The following is a 13,699-nucleotide window of genomic DNA, read 5'->3' as shown; positions in this document are numbered from 1 at the left end:
GACAGCGGTGCGTCGGCAGGCCGGGGCCGCCCGGGGAGCGGAACCGTGGTTCGGCGGCGTCAGCGGTTGGCCGCACCGTTACCGGAGAGGATCGGGATGTTGTCCAGGATGTGCGAGAACGGCTCGTCGCCCTTGGACTGGGTCGAACCTTCGGCGCACTGCTGGTTCTGCGGCGAGGACAGCACGTTGATGTCCTGAACGGCGATCGGGGCGAGGCCACCCAGGGAGGCCAGGTTGGCCTTGGCGGGCAGGGCGATGCAGGGCTTGTTCAGAGAGCCGGCGATCAGCGCGAACTGCGGGCTCATGTATCCGCCGGTGTACGTGTTCCCGTAGACCTGCGCGGAACCGTTGCCGTTGGCGGTGTTGGTGCCGCCGTCGTCACCGATGGCCATCGCCTGGGGGGCGACCGACGCCGAGACGCCCGCGATGGAGACGGCGACGGCCGCCGTGGCGAGGATCTTCTTGATCACGGTTGGTCCTTCTGTGGAGAGATTGCCCCGGTACCAGGGTTGGTCTGGTCAACACCGCGACAGGCGGTTGGTAATGGGGTTTCACTCGAATGGAACGCGAATTGACGGTCGACAGTCCGTCAACTTCTTTATCGGATTGTCCTACGACCACTCGATGTGCGTAAGAGCCGCGCGTCATACGTGATGTGACGCCCGCCGTCTGCCAGCGTGCGTTTCTGCTACGTGGTGATTACCTGACAGGCACGGTATTCGTCGATGGCCGCACCGTGCCCCGGAGAGAGAGAACGGCGCGCGATGCCGCACAACCACTCCGCCCTCGCCGGGCTGACGGTGTTCCATCTGGCTCAGCCTGTCGGGGGCGGGGTCGCCCGCACCGTGACGGAGCTGGTGCGGGCACAGGTACGCGGCGGGGCGCGCGTCGTGGTGGCCTGTCCGGACCCCTCGGACCGCTCGGACCCCTCGGGCCGGCGGCCGGCCGCCCTGCCACCGGCAGTCGAGGGAGCCCTCCTGGAACCCGCCCTCCCCGCCACCGCCGCCGAGGCCGGCGCCGAGGTCGTCCGATGGGCCGCTCGCCGCTCCCCCGGCGCCGGCCTCGCGCGCGAGGTCGCCGGGGCCCGCCGCCTGATCCGCGCCGCCCGCCCCGACCTGCTCCACCTGCACAGCGCCAAGGCCGGACTGGCCGGCCGCCTCGCCGTCCGCGGCGCCGTCCCCACCGTCTTCCAGCCGCACGCCTGGTCGTACGAGGCGGTCGGCGGCCTCACCGCGCGGGCGGCCGTGCGGTGGGAAGGCCGCGCCGCCCGCTGGTCGGACCGCGTGCTGTGCGTCAGCCAGGCCGAACGGGCCTCGGGCGAGGCGCACGGCATCCGCGCCGCCTGGGCGGTGGTCCCCAACGGCGTCGACACCGCCCGCTTCACGCCCGCGCCGCGACGCGACGCGGTACGGGCGTCGCTCCCGGCCCTGTCCGGCCTCGGTCCCACCACGCCGCTGGTGGTGTGCGTCGGGCGGCTCTGCCCGCAAAAAGGCCAGGACGTGCTGCTGCGGGCCTGGCCCGAGGTCGCCGCGCGCCTGCCGCAGGCCCGCCTCGCGCTGGTCGGCGACGGACCCGACCACGTACGGCTGCTGCGCGACGCGCCCGGGAACGTCACACTGGCCGGGGCCGCGTACGACACCGCGCCCTGGTACCAGGCCGCCGACGTGGTGGTCCTGCCGTCGCGCTGGGAGGGCATGGCCCTCGCGCCGCTGGAGGCGATGGCCTGCGGCCGGCCGGTGGTGGTCACCGACGTCGGCGGCGCCCGGGAGAGCGTGCCGCCGGCCGACCGGTCCGTCTGCGTCGTGCCCGTCGCGGACGAACGGGCGCTGGCCGCCGCGCTGGTGCGGCTGCTGACCGCTCCGGCGCTGCGTACGGCAGCGGGGCTGCGCGCGCTGGCGCACGTACGGGCACGGCACGACGTACGAAGATCCACCGAGGCCGTCACCGGTCTCTACCGGGACCTGCTCGCCCTCCCGCGCTCCGCCCCGACCGCGAGGGCCACCCGGTGAGGCGGGACAGCGCGCGCCTGCCGGGACCGGCGGCGCAGACGTCCTCCGCCGGGTCCGCGTACGCCCCCGTCGCCCCCACCCTCTCCGCCCCGCGCCGCCCCGCCCCCCGGCGGACCGCGCCCCCCCGCCGGCCCCGGGCCCTCCCGGAGCGCGCCGCCGTAGCGCTGATCACCACGGACTGCGCGGGGGCGCTCGCCGGGCTGTGGACGGTCGGGCCGGACGCCGGGCCGGTGGCGGCCGGGCCGCTGCTCACGGCGCTGCTGCTCGCCCACCACCGGGCCGGGCTCTACCGCCCCCACCTGGCGCCCGCCGCCCTCGACGAGCTGCCCGTGATCGCCCCGCGCACCGCGCTGGCCTGGGCTTTCGCCGCCGCCGTGGTCGCCGCGACCAGCCCGGACGACGCGCTCACCTGGCCCGTCCTGCTGACCGCGGTCACGCTGACCGCGCTCGCGGCCTGCGCGCTGCGCGCCCTCGTGCACCGGCTGCGCCGCTCCCTGGCCCGTCGGCGCCCCGGTTCCACTCTGATCGTCGGTACCGGCCCGGGCGTCCGCCGGCTCACCGCTGCCCTGCACACCCACCCCGAGTACGGGCTGCGTCCGGTCGGCATCGTCGCGCCCGGACCGGCCGCGCGGCCCGAGGACCCCGCGGTACGCGACCTCGGCCTGCCGCTCCCCCTCCTGACCCGGCACGGCGAGATCACCCGGGCCGTCATCCAGAACTCCGTCCGCCACGCCGTCGTCGTCAGCGGTCCCTCCGTGGCCGACCCACGCACGGCCGCGACCGTACGGCTGCTCGCCGCGCGCGGGTGCCGTCTGTGGCAGGTGAGCGCCGGGCCGGGCCCGGTGCCGGTCGGAGCCCCCGCCGAAGCCCCCGCCGGAGGAAGGCCCGCAGACTCCGCCGGGCACCTGTGGGGATTCGCGGTCCGGCGGCTGGCGGTCGGACCGTACGGCGTCGTGGCCGGCGGTCCGCGGCGGTGGGCCAAACGGGGGCTGGACGCTGCGGTGGCGGCGGTGGCGCTCGGCGCGCTCGCGCCCCTGCTCGGGGCGTGCGCGCTCGCGGTGCGGATCGCGGACGGCCCCGGGGTGATCTTCCGGCAGGAGCGGATCGGGCTCGGCGGGCGGCCGTTCACGCTGCTCAAGTTCCGTACATTGCGGCCGCGCGACGAGCGCGAGGCGGCGACCCGCTGGAACATCGCCGACGACCGGCGGATGAGCGGGGTCGGGCGGTTGCTGCGCCGTACCTCGCTGGACGAGTTGCCGCAGTTGTGGAACGTGCTGCGCGGCGACATGAGCCTGGTCGGCCCGCGCCCCGAACGCCCGTACTTCGTCCGGCGGTTCGCCCAGTCCCACCCCGGCTACCAGAACCGGCACCGGATGCCCGTCGGCATCACCGGGCTCGCCCAGGTGCACGGGCTGCGCGGCGACACCTCGATCGCCGACCGGACGCGGTTCGACAACCACTACATCGACAGTTGGTCGCTGTGGCGGGACGTGACGATCCTGCTGCGGACGGCCGGTTCGCTCTTCCGGCTCGGCGGGCGCTGATGGCGCTCACACTCGCGGTCCGCCTGCCCGCCCCGCGCCGCCTCGGGTGGGCCGCGCCCCTGCTGCCCGCGCTCGCCACCGTGCTGCTGCTCGCCGTCCCGGCCCCGGCCGGCGACGTCTCCACCGCCGGCAAGGTCACCCCGGCCGACGCCGCGTCCGCCGTACTCGTCCTGACCTGCGCGGTCCGGCTGCTGCGGGAGCGCCGCCGGGTCCTGACCCCGGCCGCCGCCCTCGTCCTGGGCGCGCCCGTGGTCGGTTTCGCGGTCGCCGCGGTGACCTCCCTCGGCCCGGGTGTCGGCGTCACCGGGTTCCTGCGCTACGCCCAGGTGTTCGTTCTCGTTCCGGCCTCGCTCGTCCTGCTGCTGCGCGACCGCCGGGACTTCGCGGTCGTCGCCGGGTCGGTCGTCGCCCTCGCCCTCGTCCAGGGCGGCATCGGCGTGTGGCAGTACGCGACCGCCACCGGCGCGTCGTACCAGGGCGAGAACGTCAGGGCGGTCGGCACGTTCGGGCCGTCCGACGTGATGGGCATGGCGACGGTGGTGGCGTACGGGATGGTGATCGCGGTGGGGTACGCGCTCGCGCCCGCCCGGTCGCCTCGGGTGCGCCGCAGCGCGCTGGCGTGCGTCGGCGCGCTGCTGGTCCCGCTCACCGTGTCCTTCAGCCGGGGTACGTGGATCGCCACGGCCGTCGCGTGCGCGGCGATGACCGCCCTCGCGGGGCGGCGGCAGGCGGTGCGGGCCGCGCGGATGGTACTGGCGTCGGCCGCGTGCGCGGTGCTGCTGGTGGGCGGGTTCGGGGTCGGCTCCCACGTGGTCGGCCCGCGCATGATCGGTGAGCGCGTCACCAGCATCACCCGGGTCACCGACGCGCCCGACTCCTCCGTCACCGACCGCTACGCCCTCTGGGCCGCCGCCCTCTCCATGTGGCGCGAGCACCCCCTCACCGGGGTCGGCCTCAAACGCTTCCCGGAAGAGCGCGACTCCCACGCCTCCCTCGCCCTCTCCTCCGCGAGCGACACCTCCGGCGCGGGCCGGCCCTTCACCCGCGAGCCCCTCCTCTCCCCGCACAACATGTACCTCCTCACCCTCTCCGAACAGGGCCTGCCGGGCTGCGCCCTGCTCACCGGTTCCCTGGCGGCGGTGCTCACCGCGTCCACGGCCCGGCTGCTGCGTACGCGGCGCGCCGGCCGTCAGGGACCGTCGGCCGGCCTGGCGGCGACCGGCCTGGTGCTGTGGTCCTGTGTCGACTTCCTGTACGCGGACATCGGCGGCCCTTCGACGGTTCTCACGGCCACGGTCCTGGGCCTGTCGGCCTGGTGGGCGCTGCACCCGGCACCGGACCGGGGGGCGTGATGGGCGAGGCGCTGCTCCCGGAGCGGGGGGCGTACGCGGCGTGCGCGGGGGCGCGCGAGGGTGTGCGGGTGGGCGTGCGGCCGACTGCCGCCCCGTCCGGACGGGCCCTGGTCCGGGCCGCCGGGGGGACGGCGGTGCTCACCGCCGCCGGGGCCGTGCTCGGGCTGGTGCGCGACCAGGCCGTCGCGCGCCTGTTCGGCGCCGGGCCGGAGAGCGACGCCTTCCTGGTCGCCTGGACGGTCCCCGAGGTCGCGGCGACCGTGCTGATCGAGGACGCCATGGCGCTGGTGATGGTGCCGGCGTTCAGCGGGGTACTGGCGCGCGGCGGCGAGGTACGGGCCCTGGTCCGCAGCACGCTGCCGCGGCTGCTCGCCGTGCTGGCGGTGCTCACCGCCGCCCTCGCGGCGGGCGCGCCCGTGGTCGTGCGCGCGCTGGCCCCCGGACTCGCCGACCCCGCCACCGCCGTGGCCTGCGCCCGCCTCACCGCCGTCACCGTCCTCACCTTCGGCCTGGCCGGCTACCTCAGCGCCGCCCTGCGCGCACACGGCCGGTATCTGCCCCCCGCGGCGATCTACGTCGCGTACAACCTCGGCATCCTCGCCACGCTGCAGACGCTGCACGGGAGGTGGGGCGTACGGACGGCTGCCGCCGGCGTCGCGGTGGGGGGCGCGCTGATGGTCGTGGTGCAACTGCCCGCGGTGGCGGCCGAGATGCGGGTACGGGCCCGCCGGGCGGCTCCGCCGGTCGTCGCTCCCGTCCGGGCACCCGCCGTCGCACGGGACCTGCCGGCACACGCGACGCTCCCCGCCCAACCCCCGCCCCCCGCACCGGACCTGCCCGGCGCCCCCACCCAGCGGTTCCTCGCCCTGCTCGCCCCCGTCCTCCTCTTCACCCTCGGCCGTCAGGCCCAGGTACTGGTCGAGCGGTTCTTCGCCGCGCCGCTGTCCGCGGGAGCGATCTCGCACCTCAATTACGCACAGAAGGTGGCGCAGTTGCCGATGGCGCTGTCGCTGATGACCTGCGCGGTCACCTTCCCCGCGATGTCGCGCGCCCTCGCCGCGGGGAAGCGCGAGCAGGCCCGGCGGCGCGTCGAGCGGGATCTGACGCTCGCCTGCGTGGTCGTGCTGCTCGGCACCGCGTACCTGATCGCGTGCGCGCCGCAGATCGTCGCGACCCTCTTCCAGCGGGGGCGGTTCGACGCGGCGGACACCGCCGCGACGGCGGCCGTGATGCGGGTGTACGCGCTCGGCCTGCTCGGCCAGAGCCTGGTCGGGGCGCTGATCAGACCGTACTTCTCGGCGGGCAGGCCGACGTGGGGGCCGGCGGCGGCGATGGGGGTGGGGCTGCTGGTCACCGGCGCGGTGGACGCGGCGGTGGCCGGGACGTGGGGGGTGTACGGGATCGCCGCGGGGAACGCCGCCGGCATCACGGTGACCGCCGCGCTGCTGCTGCGCGGCCTCGGGTCGCACGGCGTCGCGCCGCGCGCCCGCGCCCTGGCCGCCCGGCTGGGGCTGCTGCTGCTCGCCGCCGCCGCGGCGACCGGCGCCGGGTGGGCGCTGGCCGAGCGGATCGACGGCGCCCCGACCTCCGCCGCGGCCTGCGCTCTGGCCGTACCCGCCGTGTTCGCGGGCATCACCGGCACGGCCGCGGCCGTCCGCACCACCGCGGGCCGAGCGTCCGCCCGCCACCGTGAAACGGAGCCTCTCCCATGACCGCAGAACTCCTCTCCCCCCGCGCCCTCGGCAGGACGTCGCGCCGCGCGCCCTGGACGCTGATGTACCACTCCGTCAACGGCTCCGACGGCTCCCGGGACGACGACGACCCTTACCTGGTCACCGTCACCCCGGCCCGGCTCGCCCGGCAACTGGCCTGGCTGCGCGACCACGGGCTGCGCGGCGTGAGCATGCGCGAACTGCTCGCCGCCCGCGCCGCGGGCCGCCGAAGCCACCGCGTCGGCCTCACCTTCGACGACGGCTACGCCGACTTCCGCACGCACGCCCTGCCCCTGCTCCTGGAACACGGCCACACCGCCACGGTGTTCGTCCTCCCCGGCCGGCTCGGCGGCACCAACGTCTGGGACACCCGCGGCCCCCGCAAGACCCTGCTCGACGCGGACGGCATCCGCGAGGTCGCCGCCGCCGGCATGGAGATCGGCTCCCACGGCCTCCTCCACCGCGACCTCACCACCGTCCACGAGGTCACCCTCGCCGCCGAGGTCCGCGGCAGCCGCAGGCGGCTGGCGGACCTCACCGGCACCGCGCCCGAGGGCTTCTGCTATCCGTACGGCGCCATCGACGTACGCGCGCTGCTCGCCGTACGCGACGCGGGTTACGGCTACGCGTGCGCCGTCGACCCCGGACCGCTCGCGGGCAGGTACGCGCTCCCGCGTACGTACGTCGGCGAGGACGACACCGGGCCGCGCCTGCACGCCAAGCGCTGGCTGCACCGCGTCCGCCGGGCGCGGCTCACCGCGCTGCCGGAACAGGACGAGTGACCCCCGGCCCACCACCCACCGACCACCGACCCCGCACATCCCTCAGGAGGCGACGAGACGTGAAAGTCCTGCACATCATCACCGGCCTCGGCATCGGCGGCGCCGAACAGCAGTTGCGGCTGCTGCTGCGCCAGCTCCCCGCCTCCTGCGAGGTCGTGACCCTCACCAATCCCGGGCCGGTCGCCGAGGCGATCCGGGCCGACGGCATCCCCGTCACGCACCTCGGCATGGCCGGCAACCGCGACCTGAGCGTGCTGCCGCGGCTGACCGCGCACATCAGGGCGGGACGGTACGACATCGTGCACACCCACCTGTACCGCGCCTGCGTGTACGGGCGGCTGGCCGCGCGCCTGGCCGGGGTCCGAACCGTCGTCGCCACCGAACACTCCCTCGGCGCCACCCAGATGGAGGGCCGGCCGCTCAGCCGCGGCACCCGCGTGCTGTACCGGGCCACCGAGAAACTGGGCAGCGGCACCCTGGCGGTGTCCGACACTGTCGCGCAGCGCCTGGACGCCTGGGGTGTCCCCGGGCAGCGCATCCAGGTCGCGCCCAACGGCATCGACCCGCAGCGGTTCCGCTTCTCCCGGTCCGCCCGCGCGGCGACCCGCGCTGCGTTCGGGCTGCCGGACGACGCGTTCGTGGTCGGCGGGATGGGGCGCTTCATTCCCTCCAAGGGGTTCGACCTGCTCCTCCGCGCGGTCGCCGCCGACCCCCGCGCCCACCTGCTGCTGGCGGGCGACGGCCCGGAGGAGTTCACGCTGCTGCGGATCATCCACGAGTGCGGCATCGCGGACCGGGTCCGGCTGGCCAGCCCGGGTCTCAGCCCCGACGTACCCGAACTCCTCGCCGCGATGGACCTGTTCGTCTCCCCCTCCCGCGAGGAGTCCTTCGGGCTCGCCGTCATCGAGGCACTGGCCGCCGGACTGCCCGCGCTCTACGTGTCCTGCCCCGCCGTCGAGGACCTGCCGGCCACGGACGCGCCCGGCGCGGTACGGATCGATCCCGACCAGCTCGAAGCGGCCGTCCGCACCCGCCTCGACGCCGGCCCCCACCGGCTGCCGGTCCCGCCGGCCCTCGCCCGCTACGACATCGCCCGCACCGCCGAGAACGTCATGGCCTTCTACACGGCGGCGGTCTCCGGCCGCGGCGGGCGCCGCCGGACCGCCGTGCCCACGCAGTCGCCTGCGGCGTCGCCCGCCCGGACACCCGGGCGCCCGCCCGGACGCGCATCCGGGTCGAGGCCCGGTGCCACGCCCGCCGCCGCCGGACCCATGACCGGGCCCGCACCCCGAACCGCCGAGAAATGAGAGACCGCATGGACGAGATCCGCGCACGCGACCGCAAGCGGCGGCGCGCGCTGCCCCACTGGCTGCCGTTGCCGCTCGGGCTGGGGCTCGGGCTGCTGGGCGGACTGGGTTACGGGCTGGCGGCGCCCCACCAGTACACCGCGACCAGTTACGTCGTCGTCGTACCGCAGCACGCCGGCGACTCCGCGACCGCGCTCGGCTTCGCGCAGGCGTACGCGCGGGTGGTCACCGGTTCCGGGGTGCTGGCCGGCGCGCAGTCGGCCTCGCACATCGCCGCGGCCGACCTCAAGGCAGGCGTGCGGGCCGCGACCTCGCCGGACGCCCCGATGATCTCCGTCACCGGCTCCGCGACCCGCCCCTCCTGGTCCGCCACCATCGCCAACGCCGTCGCCGACTCCCTCGCCGCCACCGGCAACCGCGACGCGGGGCGCACCGGCGTACGCCTCCTGCTGCTCTCCCGCGCCACCCCGCCCACCACCCCTTCCTCTCCCTCCCCCCTCCTCTCCGCGGCCGTCGGCACCAGCGCGGGCGGCCTCCTCGGCGCCCTCGCCCTTCTCGTCCGCCCCGAAGAGCGGTACGAGCTCGCCGCCACGGTTCCCGCCCCGGCGCACGAACCCGCCGGGGCGGGGATGTGACGGCCGTAGCACCGGCAGACGCCGACCCCGGCGAACCCCCGCTCCGAATCAGCGTCTGCCGCGATCCCGGTGCGTTCGCCGCCCTCGCCGCCGAGTGGACACGGCTGCACCGGCGTTGCGCCACGGCGACCGCCTTCCAGAGCCATGCCTGGCTGCACTCGTGGTGGCTGTCGTACGGCCCGCGCCGCGGCCGGCTGCGGATCGTGCTCGTACGGCGCGGGACGGAACTGGTGGGCGCGGCGGCGCTGATGCGGCTGTACCGGCCCCTGCCGGTGCTCGTGGCGCTCGGCGGCGGGATCACCGACTTCACCGACGTCCTGATCGACCGCGACCACGCCGACGAGGTGACCGACGCGCTCGTCACCGGGCTGCGGCGCGCCGGGCGGGGCGCGGTGATCGATCTGCGGGAGGTACGGCCGGGCGGGGCGGCCGAGCGGGTGTACGAACGGTGGCCCGGCCCCAAGCGGCGGCTCGCCGACTCGGTCTGCCTGGAACTGCCCGGACTCCCGATGGCGGACCTGATCGCCCGGGTCGGCAGCTCACGTGGTCAGCGCATCCGCTCGCACCTGCGGAAAATGGACGCGGCGGGCGTGGAGGAGCGCGAGGTCGCCGCGCACGAGGTGCCGTCGGCGGTACGGACCATGCTGGGGCTGCACCTGTCGCAGTGGCAGGGCCGCGGGGTGACCGCGGAGCACCTGCGACCGCGGTTCGGCGAGCACCTGGTCCGGGCGGGGAGCCGCATGGTGGCCGGCGGCGACGCGGTGATCACCGAGTTCCGGATCGGCGGGGAGGTGGTGGCCGCCAACCTGACAGTGCTCTCGCCGGGCCTGGCCGGGGGCTACCTCTACGGCGCGCACCCGCGGCTGCGCGCCGCCCGGGTCGATGTCTCCACGTTGCTGCTGCGGCACGGTGTACGACAGGCGGCGGGCGGGGGACGGGGGACGCTGAGCCTGTTGCGGGGCGCGGAACCTTACAAGTTCCACTGGCGGCCGGAGCGCCGGGTGAACCAGCGGTTGCTGCTGGCGAACCGCTCGGGCGTGGTTCGGCTGCTGGTCCGCCGCGGGCTGGCGGCGGTGCGGGAGGCGGCTGGCCGCTCGCCGCGGCTGTACCGAGCGCGGGCGTACGTTCGCAAGACGTACGCGAGGCGTTCGCAAGACGTTCGCGAGGCGTGACCGGGGCTGCGGGGGCGTGGGCGCCGGTCGGGGCGGGCCTCCGGGGCAGGGGTCCGAAATCGTATAGTTACGGGCCTGGCGGCACACACATACACGTAAGCATTTCGGACCCCTGCCCCTCCGGCCCCTTGGCCTTCACCTGATCACCGCCAGCCGCACACGCAGGGCGACCCTGCCCGTGGTCTTGGTCGACGCCGTCATCCCGCTGAACCGGGGCGGGCGGGCTCGGCGGGGATGGGGGTGGGGGTGTGGGTGGGTGGCACGGTTGCGGTCCGCGTCGGAATGCCGGTCGCTTTCGGGGTTGCGGTCGGGTTCGAGACTGCGGTCGGGTTCGAGACTGCGGCGGCTGGTTTCGGGGTCGGGGTCACGGCTGGTTTCGGGGTCGGTCGCGGTGGCGGTGGCGGTTTCAGGGTCGCGGCCGGGTTCAGGGGCGCGGTCACGGTCGGCTTCGGTGGCGGTGGCGGTTTCAGGGGCGCGGTCACGGTCGGCTTCGGGATCGCGGTGCGGCTCGGGGGCGGTGGGGGTTTTGGCGCAGCCTTCAGCCTGTCGCGGTAGACCGACGAGGACTGCGGGTTGTCCTGGCACTGCCAGACGCCGTGCGGGCAGTAGTCGGTGATCGTCTGGTAGAGGGGCTTGTGCGCGGCGATCCAGTCGAGCATCAGGCTCATGTAGTCCGGGTCGTCGCCGTTCGTGAACAGGCCCCACTCCGGGTAGGAGATGGCCTTTTCGTGCTCGGCGGCGAAGTCGACCTGGGCCTGGAGGCCGTACGGCTGGGTGACCTGGTCGTGGAAGGAGTCACCGGGCGGCTGGTCGTAGGAGTCCATGCCGATGATGTCGACCGTGTCGTCGCCCGGGTAGCACTCGGTCCAGCCGATGGCGTCCTGGCCGCGGTTCGGGGCGAAGTCGAATCTGAAGTGCTGGCCAGGAACCGCGCGCATCGCGGTGACGATCCGGTTCCAGTACGTCTTCCAGCCGGCGGGGTCGGGCGCACAGCGGTGGGTGTATGTGGTGCCGTTCATCTCCCAGCCGAGCACGATCACGGTGCCGGGGACGCCGAGGCCTACCAGGCGCTGGGCGAGCCGGGTGAAGTGGGCGTCGTTCGTCCCGCCCGCACCGGACCGGATGAGGTCGCGGACCTCGCTGTCGGGGAGGTGGCCCTCGTTGTTCGCCTGCATCGGCACGTTGAGCACGAACAGCCGGTCCGGGTCGGCGCGCTTCCAGGCCGCCCAAGCGGTCAGCAGGTCGTCGCCGCCCTCGATGCCCTGCCAGTTCTCGCCGGGCAGGTAGGTGTGGCCGACCCGCAGCTCGGTACCGCCGAGCCAGCTCTCCAGGGCGGGGATGCGGTGTACGCCCTCGGCTCCGGAATCGGTGAACGCGCCCATCAGGGGGACGCCGGCGCCCGGCGGGGCGGGTGCGGGGGTCGGAGGCGTGGAGCCGGTCGGGGTCGAGGGGGGCTCGCCGAGCGCGGTGTGCGTCAGCCCGGACAGCACCAGAGCAGCCGCGACCGCTCCGAGGCTCGTACGCGTCCACCACTGGCGTCCATCGGCCATGCTCACTCCCTTGTTGACGGCCCGTCCGCACCGGCCCCGCGCTGCATGCCGGTCAGTCGCCGCACACACCGCGCCGGTTCCCGCGCCGGGGTGGGCCGTAGGGGAATCCGTACCGCGTTCGCACCGTGAAATACCGTGCGGCGACGACTTTCTGGCGGGCCGTCCGTCACGGCAGGCAGCAGATCCGGCCTCACTCGGGCGGACGAATTTCCGTTCCCGTCATACCGATAATCCGCTGTTTCGCCTGCCTGCGGCGCATGATGAGCCGCGATGACGAGCGGACGGAAGGAGTCCGGCATGGTGACGCGCAGGAGGGTGATCAGGACCGGGCTCACGGCGGTGGCCGCCGCCGGCGGTACGGCGGCGGCGCTGGGTCCGACGCCGGCCAGCCAGCAGCGGCCGGGTCCGGGCGGCGGTGCGGACGGGAACGGTTCCCGGGGCGGTCCGGCGGCGCTCTTCGACGAGGTGTACCGGGGCCGCCGCATCCAGGCGTTCGGCGCGGACGGCGACGGCGCCGTGGCGATCCTCATCGACGGGCAGCCGCTGCAGGTGATGCGGCGGGTGGACGGCAGCTGGATCAGCATGGCCAACCACTTCCAGCCGTACCTGACCCCGCTGGCCACCGCCCGCGGCGCGGTCGACGCGATCGGGCGGGCCGAACTGTCCACGAGCAGCGAGCACCAGCACTGAAACACCCTGCCGAAAGCCGGTCGAGGGGTCGCCCGACCGAGAACGCCGACGACGCCGAGGGGTCCGCACCCGTGTACACCCGTATGAACCAGAGGAACCTGACCAGCCGTCAGCGCGCCCAGTTCGTCGAGGCCGTGCTCGAACTCAAGCGCACCGGCCGCTACGAGAAGTACGTGACGCTGCACGCCGAGTATTTCGCCTCGGACGGCGAGAGCGGGTTGCGGATCGCCCACATGGCGCCGACGTTCTTTCCCTGGCACCGGCAGTTCCTGCTGGCCTTCGAGCGCGATCTGCGGAGGCTGGACCCGGACGTCACCATCCCGTACTGGGACTGGACGCGCGACCGCTCACCGAACTCGGCGCTGTGGGCGGCCGATTTCATGGGAGGCAACGGACGGGACAGCGACGGACAGGTGATGACCGGCCCGTTCGCGTACGGATACGGGAACTGGCCGGTCACCCATGGCGTCACCCGGGAGAGGTACCTCACCCGCAACCTGGGCCGCCCGTACCAGCCGGTGGCGCTGCCGACGAAGGCGGAGCTGGACGACGCGCTGGCGATTCCGGTGTACGACGCCGCGCCGTGGAACTCCGCGCCGGGGACGCGTGGGTTCCGCAACCGGATCGAGGGGTGGACGGTCAGCGAGGCCAAGGGCGGCTATCTGCACAACCGGGTGCACCAGTGGGTGGGCGGGCACATGATCGGCGGCAGCTCGCCGAACGACCCGGTGTTCTGGCTGCACCACGCGTTCATCGACCTGGTGTGGGTGCGATGGCAGCGGCTTCACCCGGCGTCGGGCTACCTGCCGGACCGGGCGCTGGGCCGCAGGGACCCGGAGCACGGGCGGGTGATCAGCGCGGACGAGCCGATGCCGCCGTGGGACACGCGGCCCTCGGAGATGTTCGACCACCGGCCGTTCTATACGTACGAGGAGAACTGAGAGTG

At 74.8% G+C, this 13,699-nt stretch carries 12 protein-coding genes; 10 read left to right on the top strand and 2 right to left on the bottom strand.

The features are described from left to right. Positions 1 to 59 precede the first annotated feature (59 nt). Complete coding sequence (locus VIW71_RS17815; protein WP_331623319.1) at positions 60 to 470, bottom strand: rodlin; 411 nt, start codon at positions 468 to 470, stop codon at positions 60 to 62. A gap of 294 nt (positions 471 to 764) precedes the next feature. On the opposite strand from VIW71_RS17815, the gene VIW71_RS17810 reads away from it, so the two are divergent. From VIW71_RS17810 to VIW71_RS17775, 8 genes are read left to right on the top strand one after another with little or no spacing between them, the layout of a single operon-like run. Further along, complete coding sequence (locus tag VIW71_RS17810; RefSeq protein WP_331623318.1) at positions 765 to 2,009, top strand: glycosyltransferase; 1,245 nt, start codon at positions 765 to 767, stop codon at positions 2,007 to 2,009. Further along, complete coding sequence (locus VIW71_RS17805) at positions 2,006 to 3,553, top strand: sugar transferase (protein WP_331623317.1); 1,548 nt, start codon at positions 2,006 to 2,008, stop codon at positions 3,551 to 3,553. The genes VIW71_RS17810 and VIW71_RS17805 overlap by 4 nt, the downstream gene beginning before the upstream one ends. Then, positions 3,553 to 4,905 carry an O-antigen ligase family protein gene (locus VIW71_RS17800; RefSeq protein WP_331623316.1) on the top strand — a complete coding sequence of 451 codons (1,353 nt, stop codon included), beginning with the start codon at positions 3,553 to 3,555 and terminating at the stop codon, positions 4,903 to 4,905. The genes VIW71_RS17805 and VIW71_RS17800 overlap by 1 nt, the downstream gene beginning before the upstream one ends. Further along, the gene (locus VIW71_RS17795) at positions 4,869 to 6,617 is read left to right on the top strand and encodes a lipid II flippase MurJ (protein WP_414720770.1); all 1,749 of its coding nucleotides are present in this window, start codon (positions 4,869 to 4,871) and stop codon (positions 6,615 to 6,617) included. The genes VIW71_RS17800 and VIW71_RS17795 overlap by 37 nt, the downstream gene beginning before the upstream one ends. After that, positions 6,614 to 7,399 carry a polysaccharide deacetylase family protein gene (locus tag VIW71_RS17790; RefSeq protein ID WP_414720769.1) on the top strand — a complete coding sequence of 262 codons (786 nt, stop codon included), beginning with the start codon at positions 6,614 to 6,616 and terminating at the stop codon, positions 7,397 to 7,399. The genes VIW71_RS17795 and VIW71_RS17790 overlap by 4 nt, the downstream gene beginning before the upstream one ends. Before the next feature lie 59 nt (positions 7,400 to 7,458). Next, positions 7,459 to 8,706 (top strand): glycosyltransferase, encoded by a 1,248-nt coding sequence (locus tag VIW71_RS17785; RefSeq protein ID WP_331623315.1) that lies wholly within the window; start codon positions 7,459 to 7,461, stop codon positions 8,704 to 8,706. 8 nt (positions 8,707 to 8,714) lie between these two features. After that, a complete protein-coding gene (locus VIW71_RS17780; protein ID WP_331623314.1) occupies positions 8,715 to 9,341 on the top strand; it encodes a lipopolysaccharide biosynthesis protein in 627 nt (208 codons plus the stop codon). After that, positions 9,338 to 10,513 (top strand): GNAT family N-acetyltransferase, encoded by a 1,176-nt coding sequence (locus VIW71_RS17775; protein WP_331623313.1) that lies wholly within the window; start codon positions 9,338 to 9,340, stop codon positions 10,511 to 10,513. The genes VIW71_RS17780 and VIW71_RS17775 overlap by 4 nt, the downstream gene beginning before the upstream one ends. A gap of 197 nt (positions 10,514 to 10,710) precedes the next feature. On the opposite strand, the gene VIW71_RS17770 is transcribed toward VIW71_RS17775, so the two are convergent. Beyond that, a complete protein-coding gene (locus VIW71_RS17770; protein WP_331623312.1) occupies positions 10,711 to 12,063 on the bottom strand; it encodes a glycoside hydrolase family 26 protein in 1,353 nt (450 codons plus the stop codon). Between the two features lie 270 nt (positions 12,064 to 12,333). On the opposite strand from VIW71_RS17770, the gene VIW71_RS17765 reads away from it, so the two are divergent. Both VIW71_RS17765 and VIW71_RS17760 read left to right on the top strand, forming a co-directional pair. Further along, positions 12,334 to 12,753 (top strand): tyrosinase family oxidase copper chaperone, encoded by a 420-nt coding sequence (locus VIW71_RS17765; protein WP_331623311.1) that lies wholly within the window; start codon positions 12,334 to 12,336, stop codon positions 12,751 to 12,753. A gap of 83 nt (positions 12,754 to 12,836) precedes the next feature. Beyond that, positions 12,837 to 13,694 carry a tyrosinase family protein gene (locus tag VIW71_RS17760; protein ID WP_331623310.1) on the top strand — a complete coding sequence of 286 codons (858 nt, stop codon included), beginning with the start codon at positions 12,837 to 12,839 and terminating at the stop codon, positions 13,692 to 13,694. The last annotated feature ends 5 nt before the right edge of the window (positions 13,695 to 13,699 follow it).

Source organism: Streptomyces sp. (assembly GCF_036524955.1).
In the GTDB taxonomy this organism is placed as follows: domain Bacteria; phylum Actinomycetota; class Actinomycetes; order Streptomycetales; family Streptomycetaceae; genus Actinacidiphila.
This window is presented reverse-complemented; position numbering and strand designations above follow the sequence as displayed.

Coding starts and splice junctions, on each gene's coding strand:
- VIW71_RS17810 (WP_331623318.1), top strand. CDS start 765: ATGCCGCACAACCACTCCGCCCTCGCCGGGCTGACGGTGTTCCATCTG.
- VIW71_RS17800 (WP_331623316.1), top strand. CDS start 3,553: ATGGCGCTCACACTCGCGGTCCGCCTGCCCGCCCCGCGCCGCCTCGGG.
- VIW71_RS17790 (WP_414720769.1), top strand. CDS start 6,614: ATGACCGCAGAACTCCTCTCCCCCCGCGCCCTCGGCAGGACGTCGCGC.
- VIW71_RS17780 (WP_331623314.1), top strand. CDS start 8,715: ATGGACGAGATCCGCGCACGCGACCGCAAGCGGCGGCGCGCGCTGCCC.
- VIW71_RS17770 (WP_331623312.1), bottom strand. CDS start 12,063: ATGGCCGATGGACGCCAGTGGTGGACGCGTACGAGCCTCGGAGCGGTC.
- VIW71_RS17765 (WP_331623311.1), top strand. CDS start 12,334: ATGACGAGCGGACGGAAGGAGTCCGGCATGGTGACGCGCAGGAGGGTG.
- VIW71_RS17760 (WP_331623310.1), top strand. CDS start 12,837: ATGAACCAGAGGAACCTGACCAGCCGTCAGCGCGCCCAGTTCGTCGAG.